This is a genomic window from Curtobacterium sp. MCPF17_047 (assembly GCF_003234045.1).
Lineage (GTDB): Bacteria > Actinomycetota > Actinomycetes > Actinomycetales > Microbacteriaceae > Curtobacterium.
Genome location: NZ_QKSF01000018.1, coordinates 1 through 13,046, shown reverse-complemented (window position 1 = coordinate 13,046; position 13,046 = coordinate 1). Strand labels below are relative to the sequence as shown.

At 71.8% G+C, this 13,046-nt stretch carries 17 protein-coding genes; 8 read left to right on the top strand and 9 right to left on the bottom strand.

Translation table 11 applies throughout. The features are described from left to right. Positions 1-76: 76 nt before the first annotated feature. Positions 77-301: a hypothetical protein gene (locus DEJ33_RS15225; RefSeq protein WP_146242650.1), complete on the top strand. Its 225-nt coding sequence runs from the start codon at positions 77-79 to the stop codon at positions 299-301. Between the two features lie 45 nt (positions 302-346). Here DEJ33_RS15225 and DEJ33_RS15220 read toward each other — a convergent pair whose 3' ends face one another. Continuing rightward, positions 347-904, bottom strand: coding sequence for a histidine phosphatase family protein (locus DEJ33_RS15220; RefSeq protein WP_111195415.1), 558 nt, complete (start codon positions 902-904; stop codon positions 347-349). Positions 905-950: 46 nt separating this feature from the next. Between DEJ33_RS15220 and DEJ33_RS15215 the strand changes: the two genes are divergently transcribed. Continuing rightward, complete coding sequence (locus DEJ33_RS15215; protein WP_258378185.1) at positions 951-1,406, top strand: GNAT family N-acetyltransferase; 456 nt, start codon at positions 951-953, stop codon at positions 1,404-1,406. A gap of 49 nt (positions 1,407-1,455) precedes the next feature. Here the strand turns inward: DEJ33_RS15215 and DEJ33_RS15210 are convergent, their stop codons facing one another. The 3 genes from DEJ33_RS15210 to DEJ33_RS15200 all read right to left on the bottom strand — a co-directional run bounded on the left by DEJ33_RS15210 (position 1,456) and on the right by DEJ33_RS15200 (position 4,355). After that, complete coding sequence (locus tag DEJ33_RS15210) at positions 1,456-2,682, bottom strand: MFS transporter (RefSeq protein WP_181432812.1); 1,227 nt, start codon at positions 2,680-2,682, stop codon at positions 1,456-1,458. Positions 2,683-2,847: 165 nt separating this feature from the next. Then, positions 2,848-3,426, bottom strand: coding sequence for an NADPH-dependent FMN reductase (locus DEJ33_RS15205; RefSeq protein WP_111195412.1), 579 nt, complete (start codon positions 3,424-3,426; stop codon positions 2,848-2,850). A gap of 248 nt (positions 3,427-3,674) precedes the next feature. Further along, complete coding sequence (locus tag DEJ33_RS15200; RefSeq protein WP_181432810.1) at positions 3,675-4,355, bottom strand: SDR family oxidoreductase; 681 nt, start codon at positions 4,353-4,355, stop codon at positions 3,675-3,677. A 124-nt stretch (positions 4,356-4,479) separates the two neighbouring features. On the opposite strand from DEJ33_RS15200, the gene DEJ33_RS15195 reads away from it, so the two are divergent. After that, on the top strand, positions 4,480-5,037 hold the full coding sequence (locus DEJ33_RS15195; protein ID WP_220034058.1) for a TetR/AcrR family transcriptional regulator: 558 nt from the start codon (positions 4,480-4,482) through the stop codon (positions 5,035-5,037). A 33-nt stretch (positions 5,038-5,070) separates the two neighbouring features. Here the strand turns inward: DEJ33_RS15195 and DEJ33_RS15190 are convergent, their stop codons facing one another. After that, positions 5,071-5,802 (bottom strand): SOS response-associated peptidase, encoded by a 732-nt coding sequence (locus DEJ33_RS15190; protein WP_111195410.1) that lies wholly within the window; start codon positions 5,800-5,802, stop codon positions 5,071-5,073. 66 nt (positions 5,803-5,868) lie between these two features. Here DEJ33_RS15190 and DEJ33_RS15185 point away from each other — a divergent pair, with 66 nt between their 5' ends. Further along, on the top strand, positions 5,869-6,495 hold the full coding sequence (locus DEJ33_RS15185; protein ID WP_111195409.1) for an NAD(P)H-dependent oxidoreductase: 627 nt from the start codon (positions 5,869-5,871) through the stop codon (positions 6,493-6,495). On the opposite strand, the gene DEJ33_RS15180 is transcribed toward DEJ33_RS15185, so the two are convergent. From DEJ33_RS15180 to DEJ33_RS15170, 3 genes are all read right to left on the bottom strand, one after another. Continuing rightward, positions 6,480-7,154 carry a maleylpyruvate isomerase N-terminal domain-containing protein gene (locus DEJ33_RS15180; RefSeq protein ID WP_111195408.1) on the bottom strand — a complete coding sequence of 225 codons (675 nt, stop codon included), beginning with the start codon at positions 7,152-7,154 and terminating at the stop codon, positions 6,480-6,482. The genes DEJ33_RS15185 and DEJ33_RS15180 overlap by 16 nt on opposite strands. A 51-nt stretch (positions 7,155-7,205) precedes the next feature. Beyond that, positions 7,206-7,880: a hypothetical protein gene (locus DEJ33_RS15175; RefSeq protein ID WP_111195407.1), complete on the bottom strand. Its 675-nt coding sequence runs from the start codon at positions 7,878-7,880 to the stop codon at positions 7,206-7,208. 120 nt (positions 7,881-8,000) lie between these two features. After that, positions 8,001-8,786 (bottom strand): SDR family oxidoreductase, encoded by a 786-nt coding sequence (locus tag DEJ33_RS15170; RefSeq protein ID WP_111195406.1) that lies wholly within the window; start codon positions 8,784-8,786, stop codon positions 8,001-8,003. Between the two features lie 82 nt (positions 8,787-8,868). Between DEJ33_RS15170 and DEJ33_RS15165 the strand changes: the two genes are divergently transcribed. From DEJ33_RS15165 to DEJ33_RS15155, 3 genes are all read left to right on the top strand, one after another. Further along, entirely contained in the window at positions 8,869-9,456 is a 588-nt protein-coding gene (locus DEJ33_RS15165) for a TetR/AcrR family transcriptional regulator (protein ID WP_111077559.1), read from the top strand. Between the two features lie 163 nt (positions 9,457-9,619). Then, on the top strand, positions 9,620-10,045 hold the full coding sequence (locus DEJ33_RS15160; RefSeq protein ID WP_111074879.1) for an organic hydroperoxide resistance protein: 426 nt from the start codon (positions 9,620-9,622) through the stop codon (positions 10,043-10,045). 225 nt (positions 10,046-10,270) lie between these two features. After that, positions 10,271-10,651 (top strand): YchJ family protein, encoded by a 381-nt coding sequence (locus DEJ33_RS15155; RefSeq protein WP_111195405.1) that lies wholly within the window; start codon positions 10,271-10,273, stop codon positions 10,649-10,651. 157 nt (positions 10,652-10,808) lie between these two features. Here DEJ33_RS15155 and DEJ33_RS15150 read toward each other — a convergent pair whose 3' ends face one another. Further along, positions 10,809-11,675, bottom strand: a complete 867-nt coding sequence (locus DEJ33_RS15150) for a shikimate dehydrogenase (protein ID WP_111195404.1) — start codon at positions 11,673-11,675, stop codon at positions 10,809-10,811. A 75-nt stretch (positions 11,676-11,750) separates the two neighbouring features. Between DEJ33_RS15150 and DEJ33_RS15145 the strand changes: the two genes are divergently transcribed. Further along, the gene (locus tag DEJ33_RS15145) at positions 11,751-12,764 is read left to right on the top strand and encodes an iron-siderophore ABC transporter substrate-binding protein (RefSeq protein WP_258378184.1); all 1,014 of its coding nucleotides are present in this window, start codon (positions 11,751-11,753) and stop codon (positions 12,762-12,764) included. Positions 12,765-13,046 lie beyond the last annotated feature (282 nt).

Sequence of the window (13,046 nt, the reverse complement as noted above, 5' to 3'; positions counted from 1 at the left end):
CGTCCGGCCGGAGAATGCGGCCACCTCCCGGATGCGGGTGGGGTTGACCCCCGGGCAGCCGGGCTACGCTGCGGCCATGGCTGACGACCCGATGAGCGCCCTGTTCTCGAGCGCGACGACCGCGGTGGCGGGCGGTGGGGACGCCCGTCGGGCAGTCGGACTCGTGGGGCTCCTCGGACTGCTCACCGCGATCGTGTCGGGGGTCGGAGCGGTGGTGGTGGCGGTCGGCGTGTTCGTCGTCGTGCTCGGGCCGATGGTGCTCGGGTTGGGCCTGCTGCCCGGCTTGCTGTCGAGTCCCTGACGGGTTCTTCGCCGTTCGAGCCGTCGTGTCAGGTGAGCCGTCGTGTCAGGCGATCCGTTGCCAGGTGGACAGCGCCTCCCAGCGCGTCGGGTCGAACCGGAACAGGCTGCCCACGCCGGGCTGGTCGAGCTCGCGGGTGATCGGGACCTGGGTGAGGCTCGCCAGCAGGAGCGCCCCGACCCCGCCGTGCGCGACGAACACGATCGAACGCTCCGGCGTCTCGGCGACGAGCTGGCGGACCGCGTGCTCGACCCGGCGCTGCGCATCGACGGCACGTTCCCATCCCCGCACCGACTCGAGTGATCGGGCGAAGAACGCGTCGACGGTCGGCTCGAACTCCTGAGGGTCGAGGTAGCCCGTGGCGCTGCGGTCCATCTCGCCCAGTCGCGCGTCGATCTCGGCGTCGAGCTGCCACGACCTCGCGAGGACCGCGGCCGTGTCGAGTGCCTTCCGCTCGGCACTGCTGACCAGACGCTCCGGCCGGGGCAGGACGGAAGCGGCACGTCCGGCGCGAGCAGCTCCTTGCGGTGACAGGCCCCAGTCCTCGATCGGCACGGCGGGGTCCACGACGACCTCGGGGTGGGTGAGGAACGTGCAGCGCATCCGACGACAGTAGTGTCGGGGTGTGGTACTCGTCGGTGGTCGAACCGTGCTCGAAGTCATCTCGCCGGAGCTCGCGCGCCGCATCGTCGCCCGTGACGAGCAGCCGGGCGACGACTGGCATCCCGATTACCCGTTCGCGGACGAGCTCGATCCGCTGCGGTCACTCGCCGCCGCGTCGGGTACCGAACCGGTCTTCACCATGTACCTGATCCGCCGGCAGTCAGACAACCTGGCCGTCGGCGGCATCGGGTTCTTCGGCCCACCGGACGGAACCGGGACCGTGGAGTTCGGGTACGGGCTCGTACCGTCGGCCCGCGGCGCAGGGCTCGCGACCGAGGCCGTCGAGCTGGCCCTCCGGCACGCGGCGGACAACGGAGCACGGGCGGCCATGGCGGACACCGCGATCGCAAACCTCGCTTCCCGGCGGGTCCTGGAGACGAACGGCTTCGTCGAGGTCGAGCGCCGTGCGGCGTTGGTGTACTACCGACGTGACCTCGTCTGACGGACGGTCGCCGCGCCTCCCGACCGGTGCTCGTCGCCGCCACGTCGCGTCAGCGGCGTGCTGCCAGGACGGCGGACGCCACCGCGATCAGGACGAGGCTGACGAGACCGATCGCCGCGCTTCCCGCTCCGGAGCGTGCGACGAGGATGCCCGTGAGCGCAGCGCCGAAGGCGATGCCGGCCGCCGATGCGGAGTTGATCCACGTGAACCCCTGCGTCAGCGACGCAGCCGGAACCGTCGCCTGCACGATCTGTGACGACGACGCGACGAGCGGTGCGATCGCCGTCCCGCCGACGAGCAACATCACCGCCAGTCCGGCCAGCGTCGGCCACGCGGCACCGATGAGCGCTGCCCCGCAGAGCACGATCGACGCCATCAGCTGGACGGCCTGTGGCCGCGGACTCGTCCGGAGTGCGCCGTAGGCGAGCCCCGCCACGATGCTCGCCGCACTGGACAGGGCGAGCACCACCCCGGTGACGGTTTGCAGGCCCCGGTCGGCGGCGACGGCCGTGACGAGGAGTGGAACGGCGCCGAAGAAGCAGCCCAGCCCGAGGTTCACGCCGAGTGTCCAACGGAAGCCCGGCACGGCGAGTACGGGCGACGGCTCCCGGGCGTCGGACACCCGCGGCCCGTGCGGTCGCGGGGCTGTGCTCCGCTGCAGCGACACCACGACGCAGCCGACCGCGACGAGCATCGCCGCTGCGGCCGACCCGGCCCAGGGGAGCAGGAGGGAACTCGCGAGCGTCGCGAGGACCGGCCCGACCAGGAACGCGACGTCGTTGACGGTCGCCTCGAGCGAGAACGCGACGCGGAGTGCCGTCGGTTCGGCCAGGAGGCCCGCCCACCGTGCTGCCGACAGCGCACCGGGTTGGGGCATCGCTGCACCCGCGACGACCACCGTCGCCAGCGTGACCGCGACCGGAGCCGATCCGGCGAGGAGGACCGCGGCGATGATCGCCACGACGTGGACGACGGTGACCGCCGGTACCGTCACCGTCTGCCCCCACCGGTCCACGAGGCGGGCGACCTGTGGTCCCACCGCTGCTTCGGCGACGGCGAACGAGCCCGTCGCGGCGCCGGCGAGGGCGAAGGACCCCGACGTGTGCTGGACCGAGAACAGCAGGCCGAGCCCGGTCATCGCGACGCCGAGGCGGGCGAGCGCCGCCGGCAGGAAGAACCCGAGCGCGCCTGGGCGGCGGAGGACGCCACCGTAGCGGGAGCGTGCCGAGCGGATGGCTCCGAGGAGCAACGACGAAGGAGCATGCGCAGTCGCCATGGACGATGCCTCCGACGCGGTGCGAGCTGTCAGTCGGCAGACAAGTCGGCCTGGGCTTCGACGATCAGCCTCGGCACCGCGGTACATCGCCATGATGGCGGGGCGGGGGAGTCGTGGCAAGCGTGTCGGAGAGGCCAGTGCGGCCTGCTGATCGCAGAACGGACGTCAGACCTCCCAGTCCGACGAGTACGTCCTGCCCTGCAGCAGTTGCGCGAGTTCGACGTGCACCGACATGGTCTTGTCGAGACGATCTGCCCGGTCCGGCCGGAGCTGGTCGCCCTCCCAGTCCCGCTCGGAGAAGTACGCCGTGTACGGGTTCACGATGCACTTGAAGTCGAGCATCAGCGACTGCGCGAGTGGTCCGGTCGCCATGGTGCTGTGCGGCAGACCGGCAGCGCAGACGAACGTGACGACCTTGTCGAACCATGCCGCTCGCCGACCTGCGCCGGTCGCGCCGGTGGACTCGATGAGTGACTTCACCGTCGACGACGGCGACCAGTTGTAGATCGGGAAGGCGAGGACGACGCCGTCCGCTTCGTCGATGATGCGGTGCACCTCGCCGAACGCGTCGCTGTCGAACACGCGGTCGTTGTCGAACGGCGACAGCGACAGGGCCGCCAGGTCGATGACCGTGGCCCGGTGGCCGCGGCGGGTGATGGCATCGGCAGTCTGGTCGGCGAGCCGGCGGCTCACGCTCGCGGGATCGAGGCTGCAGGAGAACACCGGGAGGCTCAGGGACGACACCCGAGCACGGTACCGAAGCAACGGGGCACCGGGCAGAGCGTCGACCGGGGTCGCGAGGTCATCCGGCGCGACGGTTCCGCTGCCGTCGGACCTGGACGAGCGTCACGATCAGCGCGAGCTCGATGAGGACCGGGATCCAGACAGATCCCGATGCTGCCGGTGCCACGACGACACCGAACGCCACGCAGATCCCCGCACACATCGCGAACACGATGTCACCAGCCGTCCGTAGACAGGGGCGCGTCGCCTCATCGTGCTGCAGAGCCCGTTCCCTCCTGATCGTCCAGCCAGTCGGTGAACCGCGGACCGATCACCTCGGTGCCTGCGGCTGGGACCAGCGCTCCGTCCCGGAAGGCCCGCCCCATCGCGCCGGGGATCGGCAACGGGATCGGGACCACGCCCGGGGCGGGCAGCGACCGGGTCATCTCCCAGAGTGTCATCCTCTCCGGACCCGTGACTTCGACCTCCGAGTCGGTGCGGACACCGGTGGCGACGTCGGCGATGGTCGCTGCGACGCTGCCGAGCGCGATCGGGGCGATCGTCATGCCGGGCACCAGCGCGAGCGGTCCGACCCGCATGCGCTCGAGATTCTGTCGCGCGAACTCGAACCACTGTGTCGACCGAACGATCGTGAGTCGCGGACTGACGTCCCGGGCGATCTGCTCCTGGGCGGTCTTGCCGGCGAAGTACCCGTAGCCCTGCACCGCGGGCAGCGTGCAGTTGACGATTGACAAGAGCACGTGGTGCGCCTGGAGTTCCGTCGCGGCTGCAGCGATCGCTCGTGTTGATCGGCCGAAGAAGTCGGTGGCGCGTCTCCTGCTCGTGGTGAACACGCCGGTCGCCTCGATGACGACGTCGGTCCCGGCCAGTCGCCTCGTGGCGTCATCGCGGAGCACGTCGAAACCGGTGGCTCGCGAATGCTGCGTCACGTCGCACCCTCGTGCCCGCAGCGCCTGTTCGATCGCTCCCCCGGAAGCGCCCCCACCCACCACTGCAACTCGCATGCCGTCCCCCTCGTGTCTCTACAGATGTAGAGGATACTACGATCAACGGGTGTCCGAGCGGCGGAAGTCCCTGGCAGACGCCGGTCTCCGGCTGGTCGCCCGTGACGGCCTGCGCGCGCTGACGCACCGGGCGGTCGACGCCGAGGCCGGTGTCCCCGCAGGATCGACCTCGTACTACGCGCGCAGCCGGAACGATCTCACGGCCCTCGTGGTCGCTCGGATCTCCGAACGGCTCGCGACCGCGCTCCAAGCCGTGGCCGTGCCTCCCGTCCTCGACGTCGAGGCCGCGACCGGCATCGCGGAGGCGTTCCTCGAGACGCTGGCGCGAGAGCACGATGCCCAGGCGGCGCGGCTCGCGTTGCTCGCGGAACTCCGGCCGGACGATCTGCTCCGGACGCCCCTGACGGCGGCGGACCCGGTCCGAGCCGCACTCATCGCCACCGCAGAGCAGGTGCTCGATGCGTTGGGGGTACCCGACGTCTCTGCGGCCGCGGTCGACTTCGTCGGCCTGGTCGACGCGCTCCTGCTCTACCGCATCGCGCACGTCGGCCCGGTCGACTCCCGTCGCGTGCTCACCGCCTACCTCAGCGGTCTCACGACGCGGTGACGGCGGGCTCGATCCTCGGGAAGGGCCGGGCGATCAGAACAGCGGCTCGATGAGGTGCGGCCCGTCGTTCCGCACGCTGTTGACCGTCCGGGCGACCTCGTACTGCTCGAGGCCCGCCGCGACCTCCAGCGACTCACGGTCGAGCAGGGCGAGCAGGTCACCCGTACCGGCGCCGTCGCCGAGCCAGGCGTCGTACCCGTCGGGCGTGAGGAACGCCGGCATCCGGTCGTGCACCTCGCCCGGAGCGACGTGGGCGTCACGGGTGATGATCGCGAGCGACAGCCGCCACTTGTCCGGGTCGTCCTCGGGCTTCGTGGGGTCGGGCCAGGCGCTGACGACACCGGCCATCGCGAGCGCGCCGCCGGGCTCGTGGACGAAGTGCGGCTCCTTGCCGTCCTCGCGGACCACCCACTCGTAGTAGCCCTGGGCGGGGACGATGCACCGGTTGGTCGCGAACGCACGCTTGAACATGCCGCTCGTCGCCACGGTCTCGATGCGCGCGTTGATCGGCTTCGGTCGCTGCTTCTGGAAGTCCTTCGCCCAGCTCGGCACGAAGCCCCAGCTGATCTGGGGGAGTTCGCGCTGCCCGTGCCGCTGCCGGACCGCGTACACGGGGTCGGTCGGCGCGACGTTCCAGCTCGGCGCGAGGCCGGCGTGGACCTCGCCCGTGTCCTCGTCGACGTGCTCGGTGCGCGCGGCGAGCTCGCCGACGAGTTCGGGGAGCAGGTCAGCGGTGGTGTCGGAGACGACGAAGCGGCCACACATGCGACCAGTGTGCACGGAGCCGCCGACGTCGGTACGGGCTCAGCCTGGTCCGCTTGACTGACGGCCGTGCAGACCCTCATCGTCACGGCCCACCCCGATCCGGACTCGCTCACCGCGGGCATCGCCCGACAGCTGCAGGACGCCCTGCACCCCGGCGAGGTCGAGCTGGTCGACCTCGCTGCCGAGGGGTTCGACCCGCGGTTCCGTCCGGCGGACCGGGACGCCTACCGCGGCACCGGTGCGCTCCCCGACGACGTCGTCCGCGAGCAGCGGCGGCTCGACGCCAGCGACCACCTCGTGCTGGTGTTCCCCGTCTACTGGTGGTCGATGCCGGCGCTCCTGAAGGGCTGGGTCGACCGCGTCTTCGTCGACGGTTGGGCGTTCGACGTCGACCCGGCAGGTGGGACGCGCCGGAACCTCGGGCGGCTCACCGTGCACCTGCTGCCGGTCGCCGGTGACGCTGCCGGGACGTACGAGCGGCACGGCTACGAGCAGGCGATCCGGACGCAGATCGAGCACGGGATCGTCGACTACTGCGGGGCGGTCCGTGGAGCGACGGTGTTCGTGTACGAGTCCGAACAGGACGACGACGTGGCCCGCCGAGCCGTCGTCGACGACGCCGTCGATCGGATCGCGCGGGCCGTCGCCGGTGCTGCGGTCGTCGTCGGTGCCGACGCTCAGAGCACGGAGTAGGCGGCCGGCAGGGAACCCCGACCGGTCAGGGCGGCGAGCAGCAGCGGGCCGTCCCCACGGCGCGCCCCGACCTCGGCGAGCAGCAGGGTGGCGGCGACCACCGCCTCCACCGGCGGGGAGGCCGAGACGGGAGCACCGGCTGCCGTCGCGGCGCGTGCGACGTCGCCGCCGTGCACGACCAACTCGATGATGCGGGTGCGCAGGTACTCCTCGACCGGCAGGAGCAGACCGCCGACCACCGAGATGCGGGTGCCCGACGGGACCGCCGCGAGGACAGCCAGGGCCTGGTCGCGAGCGGCCGTCACCGCGGCCTCCGGATCGGTGCCGAGTGCTGCGCCGGCGGCGACACCGCGGGCAGCGACCTCGTCCGGGTCGGTCGCCGTGCGGGTCGCAGCCTGGAGGTACTCGGCCGCGTCGTCGAGGACCGTTCCGGACGTGGACGTGGACGTGGTCGGATCGGCGTCCTGCTCGATCGTGGTGGCGGCGTACGTCGACACCGTCACGAGGGCACGGTTCGTGTGCCCGACGAGCGCCCGGAGGTCCCAGACCCCGAGCGCGGGGGATGACCAGAGGGCCGGATCCGCCACGGGGGAGGGCAGCGCGGTGACGAGGTCCACGAACGACTGGGCGGTCGCGGCGAAGAGTGCTCGGGTGTCCACGGCTCATCCTGCCGTGGCAGGTGGCTGCCGTGGCAGGTGCTCGCCGTCCGGTCAGTTGTCGGGGAGGCCGACCTTCGAGCCCGACGGGAAGCGGTTGCGGCCGGTCGGGGTGGTCGACCTGAGCTCGGACGGCGGGAGGGCAGTAGCGGCCCGGTGAGCCCGCTCCGCTCGTCCGAGGCGGGTGACGTACGTCGGGATGAGCGAGGTGTACCCGGCGACGAGGATGAAGTTCAGCCCGTGCCCGTCGCTCGCGACCAGCCCCGTGATCGCGAGCAGTGCGACGCCGATCAGTCCGGGGCTCGCGCGGACGACGTCGACCACCAGGGTCCGTCGCATCAGGGCCGTGTCCTGCAGCACGGCGTCGCGGTCCTCGGGGAGCACCTGCGGCATGCTTCGACGCAGGTACCGCTGGACGGAGTCGCGCGCAACACGCATCGTGTCCGGACGCACCTGCCTGCCGTTGATGGTGGCCGGCGGGTCAGCGGTCTGCTTCACGGGGAAGCAGGACATCGTCAGCAACCCGGCTGCCAGTGCGGTGGACACGACGACCACGGTGGAGCGCGCCGTCCCCGCGCCGGCCCATCCCGTCTGTGCTGCGGTCACCCCGAGCACCGTCGCTGCCACGACGCCGACGACGAGCCCGAACGTCACCGCCCGGCGGAAGCGCTCCAGCGACACGTCCTCACGGAACCGCGCACGCAACACCTGCCACCCCAGTCTGAACACGTGCCATGTCTACCCGCTCGCGCTGCGGATGGCTCGTGCCCGTCGGATGACCGTGGGACGGTCCTCGCGCGCCCGGGCCGGTCGTGCCTCCCGGCTGATCTCCCTGGTGCGGTGACGAGGTCAGGCCGTCGTCCTCGGGGAAGAGTCGGCCAGGCGCAGGACCGTCCGCCTCGGCAGCAGTGGCGCGATGCGGCTGGTCCGCGTGTTCGCACTGCCCGACACGGCACTGACCGGGGGCGTCGGCTTGTCGAGGGCTCGGAACGCCGCAGCAACGACCTGCTCGGGCGTCTCGAACCGCACCCGGCCCTCGTCCGTGCCGGAGTTCCGGTAGAACTCGGTCTTCGTCGGACCGGGCGAGAAGGCCATGACGGTGACCCCGGAGTCGCGCAACTCGTACGCCAGCGCCTCGGTGAACCGCAGGACGAAGGCCTTCGAGGCTGCGTAGACCGCCATCCCCGGCGTCGGCATGTAGGCCGTGAGACTCGCGACGTTGAGGAGCACGCCCCGACTGGAGGACACGAGCCGCGGGAGGAACGCGCGGCACACGTCGACGACGGCGTCGATGTTGACGGCGAGCTGGTCCCCGAGTTCAGACGGCGTGCTGTCCACGAAGTCACGGGTCAGACCGATGCCGGCGCAGTTCACCACCGTGTCCACGCGGACGCCGAGTCGGTCGAGTTCGGTGAGCAGACGCGTGCCGCTCGCCGGCTGCGCGAGGTCGAGCGGCACGACCGTCACCACCCGTCCGTGGTCCGATCGGAGCGACTGTGCCAGCTCCTCGAGGACGTCGGCTCGGCGCGCGACCAGCACCAGGTCGGCTCCGCGCGCGGCCAGGGCGCGGGCGAACTCCCGTCCGATGCCGGAACTCGCGCCGGTGACGAGCGCGGTCGTGTCGGTGTGGTCCATGCCTGCTCCTTCTGGTTGACAGGTGTAAACCTAGGCGGCTGGTTGACGGGTGTCAACCGCGCGCTCGTGCAACAGTTGCTCCATGACGAACACGTCGCGCACCCGCACGGGCGACCAGCTGCGTGACGACCTCCTCGCGGCCGCGACGGACCTGTTGTCGCAGCGCCTGGCCGTCACCCCACCGTCACTGCGCGAGACCGCGCGTGCGTGCGGGGTGTCAGCGACCGCCGTGTACCGGCACTTCCCGTCCCAGCAGGCGCTGCTCATCGCCGTGGCCACCCAGAGCCTCACCGCGCTCACAACGGCGATCGAGGCCGCAGGCGCGAGCGCCTCGACCGACGACGATCGCGCCGCTGCCCTGCGGACCACCGCGAGCGCGTACGTGACGTGGGCGGTCGCGAACCCCGGCGCGTACCAGCTGCTGTTCGAGGGACGTGATCTGCTGGAGGACCCGGTGACGATCGAGTCCGGGATCGACCGACTACAGAGCCGCCTCGATGCCCTCCTCGTCGGCTTGCCTGCTGGCGATCGGGACGAGCGGTTGCAGGCCGACCTGCTCTGGATCTCCCTGCACGGCCTGGTCGTCACCCGCATCCGGAAGACCCGGCAGCAGTGGCAGCGCTCGGTGGTCGAGGACGCCACCGCGCTCGTCGACACCTTCATCGGCTGAACCCGGTCGCGGGGCCCTCGCAGGTGCGGGGCCCTCGCGGGTGCGGGGCCCTCGCCTGCGAGGAGCCCGGACACGCCCGGCGCTGTGCGCGGGCCGAGCCGGTGAACAGCCCACCCCCGGGCCTCCCCAGCGAGCGTCCAGCCACTCCCGGTGATCTGGTCGGATGAGTCTCGACATCGTCTACACCGCAGCCGCCCACGCCACCGGAGGCGGCCGCGACGGACACGTCCGCACCGAGGACGACCGCATCGACCTCGACACCCGACCGCCGAAGGAGATGGGCGGCAGCGGCGAGGGCACCAACCCCGAGCAGCTCTTCGCCGCCGGGTACGCGGCCTGCTTCCTCGGCGCCCTGCACGCCGCCGGCCGCGAGCTGACGCTGGACACCACCGGCGCCGAGGTCTCCGCCGAGGTCAGCATCGGCGGCAACGGCTCGGGCGGGTTCGGCCTGGCGGTGGAGCTCGACGTCTACGCGCCGAGCGTCGCCGGCCCGGAGCGACAGCGGCTGGTCGAACTCGCGCACACCATCTGCCCGTACTCGAACGCCACGCGGGGCAACATCACGGTGACGCTGTCGCTCGTCGACTAGGTCCTGCTGCGTCGGGGGTGCGGGCGTCTGCGGGTGGAGGTGAGATGTCGGCGTCTGGTCGAGACGCCGGCGTCTGGTCGAGACGCCGTGCTGATGCCGAGACGCCTCCGTACCCGGCGGCGTCTCACGTGCTGAGCGGCGTCTCGCGCAGACGGGGGCGTCTCGCGCACACGGGGGCGTCCTGAGGCCGTGCGGCGGCGGGCTGGGGCTGCCTAGGCTGGTGCGGTGCCAACCGACCGCTGCCCCTGCCTGAGCGGCAACCCCTACGACGAGTGCTGCGGACCGCTCCACGCCGGCGCACCTGCACCGACCGCCGAGCGGCTGATGCGGTCGCGGTTCTCGGCCTTCGCGCTCGGCCTGCCCGAGTACCTGCTGCGCAGCTGGCACCCACGTACCCGGCCAGCGTCGGTCGACCTGGACCCCGGGCAGCGCTGGACGCGGCTCGACATCGTCGCCACCCGGTCGGGAGGCCCGTTCGACTCCGCGGGCACCGTCACGTTCCGTGCGTGGTGGCGCTCCGACACTGAGCGCGGAACGCTCGAGGAGACGAGCGACTTCGTCCGCGAGGGCGGGCACTGGTACTACGTCGACGGTGTCGTGGTCTGACCTTCGCTGGCTCCCACTTGTGCGTGTGAGACGCCAGCGTCTGTGCGCGACGCCGCCGAGTGCCCGAGACGCCTCCGAGGTCGGCGGCGTCTCAGCTGATCGGCGGCGTCGCGTGCAGACGGGCCCGTCTCGGCAGCGCCGAGCCCCGGGTCCCCCGTCAGCCGATCGTCTCCGGCAGGCCCACGGCAGCGCGCATCGCTCGGCGGACCTCGGCCTCGTCCGGCAGCAGCTCGTCCTCGTCCCCGGTCAGGAAGAAGCGGATCTGCCCGATCGCCTGCTCGCTGAGCATGTCGAGGCCGTTCAGCACCCGACCACCCGCGGCCGTCCACGCCGTCGAGGCCCGGGTCGGCCACGGCTCGTACGCCACGTCGAACAGCACCGCGTCCGGCCCGGACGGCACGAGGGGTAGTTCGTCCGCCGCGCCTCCCGGCAGGGTCGACACCACGAAGCCCATCGGGTCCGCCGTGGCGAGGTCCTGCAGGTCGTGCACCTCGAGCGTCACCCCGAGTCGGGCCGCGAGCAGCACCAGGTCACCCGCCTTGCCGGTGTCGCGCAGGAACACCCGCACCAGGTTCGCCCCGAGCCGGAGTGACGCGGTGAGGGCGCTCGCCGCCGTCGCTCCGCCGCCGAGGATCGTCGCCTCTCCCGGCACGTGCCCGAGCGCGGCGACCGGGCGGACGATGCCGGCGACGTCGGTGTTCGCTCCCGCCAGCACGATGGACGGACCCTCGCGACGGAACGCGACCGTGTTCGCGACGCCGAGCTCGTCGACGAGCGGGGTCGTCCGGTCGAGCAGGGGCAGCACCTCGCGCTTCAACGGCATCGTCAGGCTGAGGCCGCGCCACTCCGGACCGAGCCCCGAGACGAACGCGGCAAGCCCACCGGAGGCGACCTCGTGCCTCCCGTACGAGAACGGCAGCCCGAGCACGTCGTAGGCCGCAGCGTGCAGCGTGGGGGAGAGCGAGTGCGCGATCGGGGAGCCGAGCACGGCGAGTTCGGTGCGGTCGGCGTCGGGGAAGGTCATGGCCACGGGCGCAGCCTATCCACGGGCGTCACACGAGCCTCCCGGGGGAGGAGCGCTTAGGTTAGGCTACCCTTCGTGATCCGTACCTCCCTCCCCAAGCGTCGCCTCGGGCGCGTGCTCGCCGCGGCCGGTGCCGTCGTCGCGGCCTCGCTCGTCCTGGCCGGCTGCTCCTCGTCGAGCCCCTCGTCCTCGTCGTCCTCCGCCGGTTCGTCCGACGGTGCGTTCCCGGTGTCCATCTCCACCGGTCTCGGCACCACGACGATCGACTCAGCGCCCAAGCGCGTCGTCGCCCTCGGCTGGGGAGACGCCGAGACGGCGCTCGAACTCGGCGTGCAGCCTGTCGGGGCCAGCGACTGGCTCGCCTTCGGTGGCGAGGGCGTGGGCCCCTGGCTGAAGGGTGCGTACGACAAGGCGCCGAAGATCATCAACACGCTCGAGCCCAGCTACGAGGAGATCCTCAAGCTCAAGCCCGACGTGATCCTCGACGTGAAGTCCTCGGGGGACAAGGACCGCTACGACAAGCTGTCCGCCATCGCCCCGACCGTCGCGATCCCGAAGGGCGGCGAGAACTACCTGGCTTCCACGACGGAGCAGGTCGACATGATCTCGAAGGCGCTCGGCAAGGAGACCGAGGGCAAGAAGCTCCTCAGCGACCTCGACGACTCCTACGCGGCAGCGCGCAAGGCGCACCCCGAGTTCGACGGGAAGACCGCCGCGATCGGCGCGTACACGTCCGAGGGCTTCGGCGTCTACGCCTCCCGCGACAGCCGTGCGACGTTCATGCAGAACCTCGGCTTCACGATCCCGAAGGCGATCGACGAGGCCGCCGGCAAGGAGTTCTCGGTCTCACTGTCGAACGAGAACCTCGACCTGCTCGACGCCGACCTGACCGTCGTGCTGCCGATCTACGTCGACGCGTCGAAGGCGAGTTCGGACCCGCTGTTCCAGAAGGTGCCGTCGGTCGAGGCCGGGCACTCCATCGTGATCGACGACTCGGACGTCTCCACTGCGTTCTCGCTCGGGACGACCGCGGCGATCGAGTGGGCGCTGCAGCGGCTGCCGGACGAGTTCGCGAAGAAGCTGGGCTGACGCCGGGCGGCGCTGCGCGGTCGGCGCTGCGCTGCGCGCTTGGCGCTGCGCGCTTGCGCGGCTCCAGCCGGACCCGCACAACAGGAACCGGCCCGCACCACGGGATGTCGTGGTGCGGGCCGGTTCCTGTTGTGCGTGGACCCAGCCGCACTGCCGGGCCAGCCGCGCTGCCGGGCCAGCCGCGCTGCCGGGCCAGCCGCGCTGCCGGGCCAGCCGCGCTGCCGGGCCAGCCGCGCTGCCGGGGCCGTGGGGCGTCGGGCGGCGCGGCTGGCCCGGCAGCGC

What these genes read in the sequence shown, in the direction of transcription:
- DEJ33_RS15210 (WP_181432812.1), bottom strand. Translation starts at nt 2,682, where the DNA reads ATGGCGACTGCGCATGCTCCTTCGTCGTTGCTCCTCGGAGCCATCCGC.
- DEJ33_RS15190 (WP_111195410.1), bottom strand. Translation starts at nt 5,802, where the DNA reads ATGTGTGGCCGCTTCGTCGTCTCCGACACCACCGCTGACCTGCTCCCC.
- DEJ33_RS15165 (WP_111077559.1), top strand. Translation starts at nt 8,869, where the DNA reads ATGACGAACACGTCGCGCACCCGCACGGGCGACCAGCTGCGTGACGAC.
- DEJ33_RS15170 (WP_111195406.1), bottom strand. Translation starts at nt 8,786, where the DNA reads ATGGACCACACCGACACGACCGCGCTCGTCACCGGCGCGAGTTCCGGC.
- DEJ33_RS15150 (WP_111195404.1), bottom strand. Translation starts at nt 11,675, where the DNA reads ATGACCTTCCCCGACGCCGACCGCACCGAACTCGCCGTGCTCGGCTCC.
- DEJ33_RS15220 (WP_111195415.1), bottom strand. Translation starts at nt 904, where the DNA reads ATGCGCTGCACGTTCCTCACCCACCCCGAGGTCGTCGTGGACCCCGCC.
- DEJ33_RS15225 (WP_146242650.1), top strand. Translation starts at nt 77, where the DNA reads ATGGCTGACGACCCGATGAGCGCCCTGTTCTCGAGCGCGACGACCGCG.
- DEJ33_RS15160 (WP_111074879.1), top strand. Translation starts at nt 9,620, where the DNA reads ATGAGTCTCGACATCGTCTACACCGCAGCCGCCCACGCCACCGGAGGC.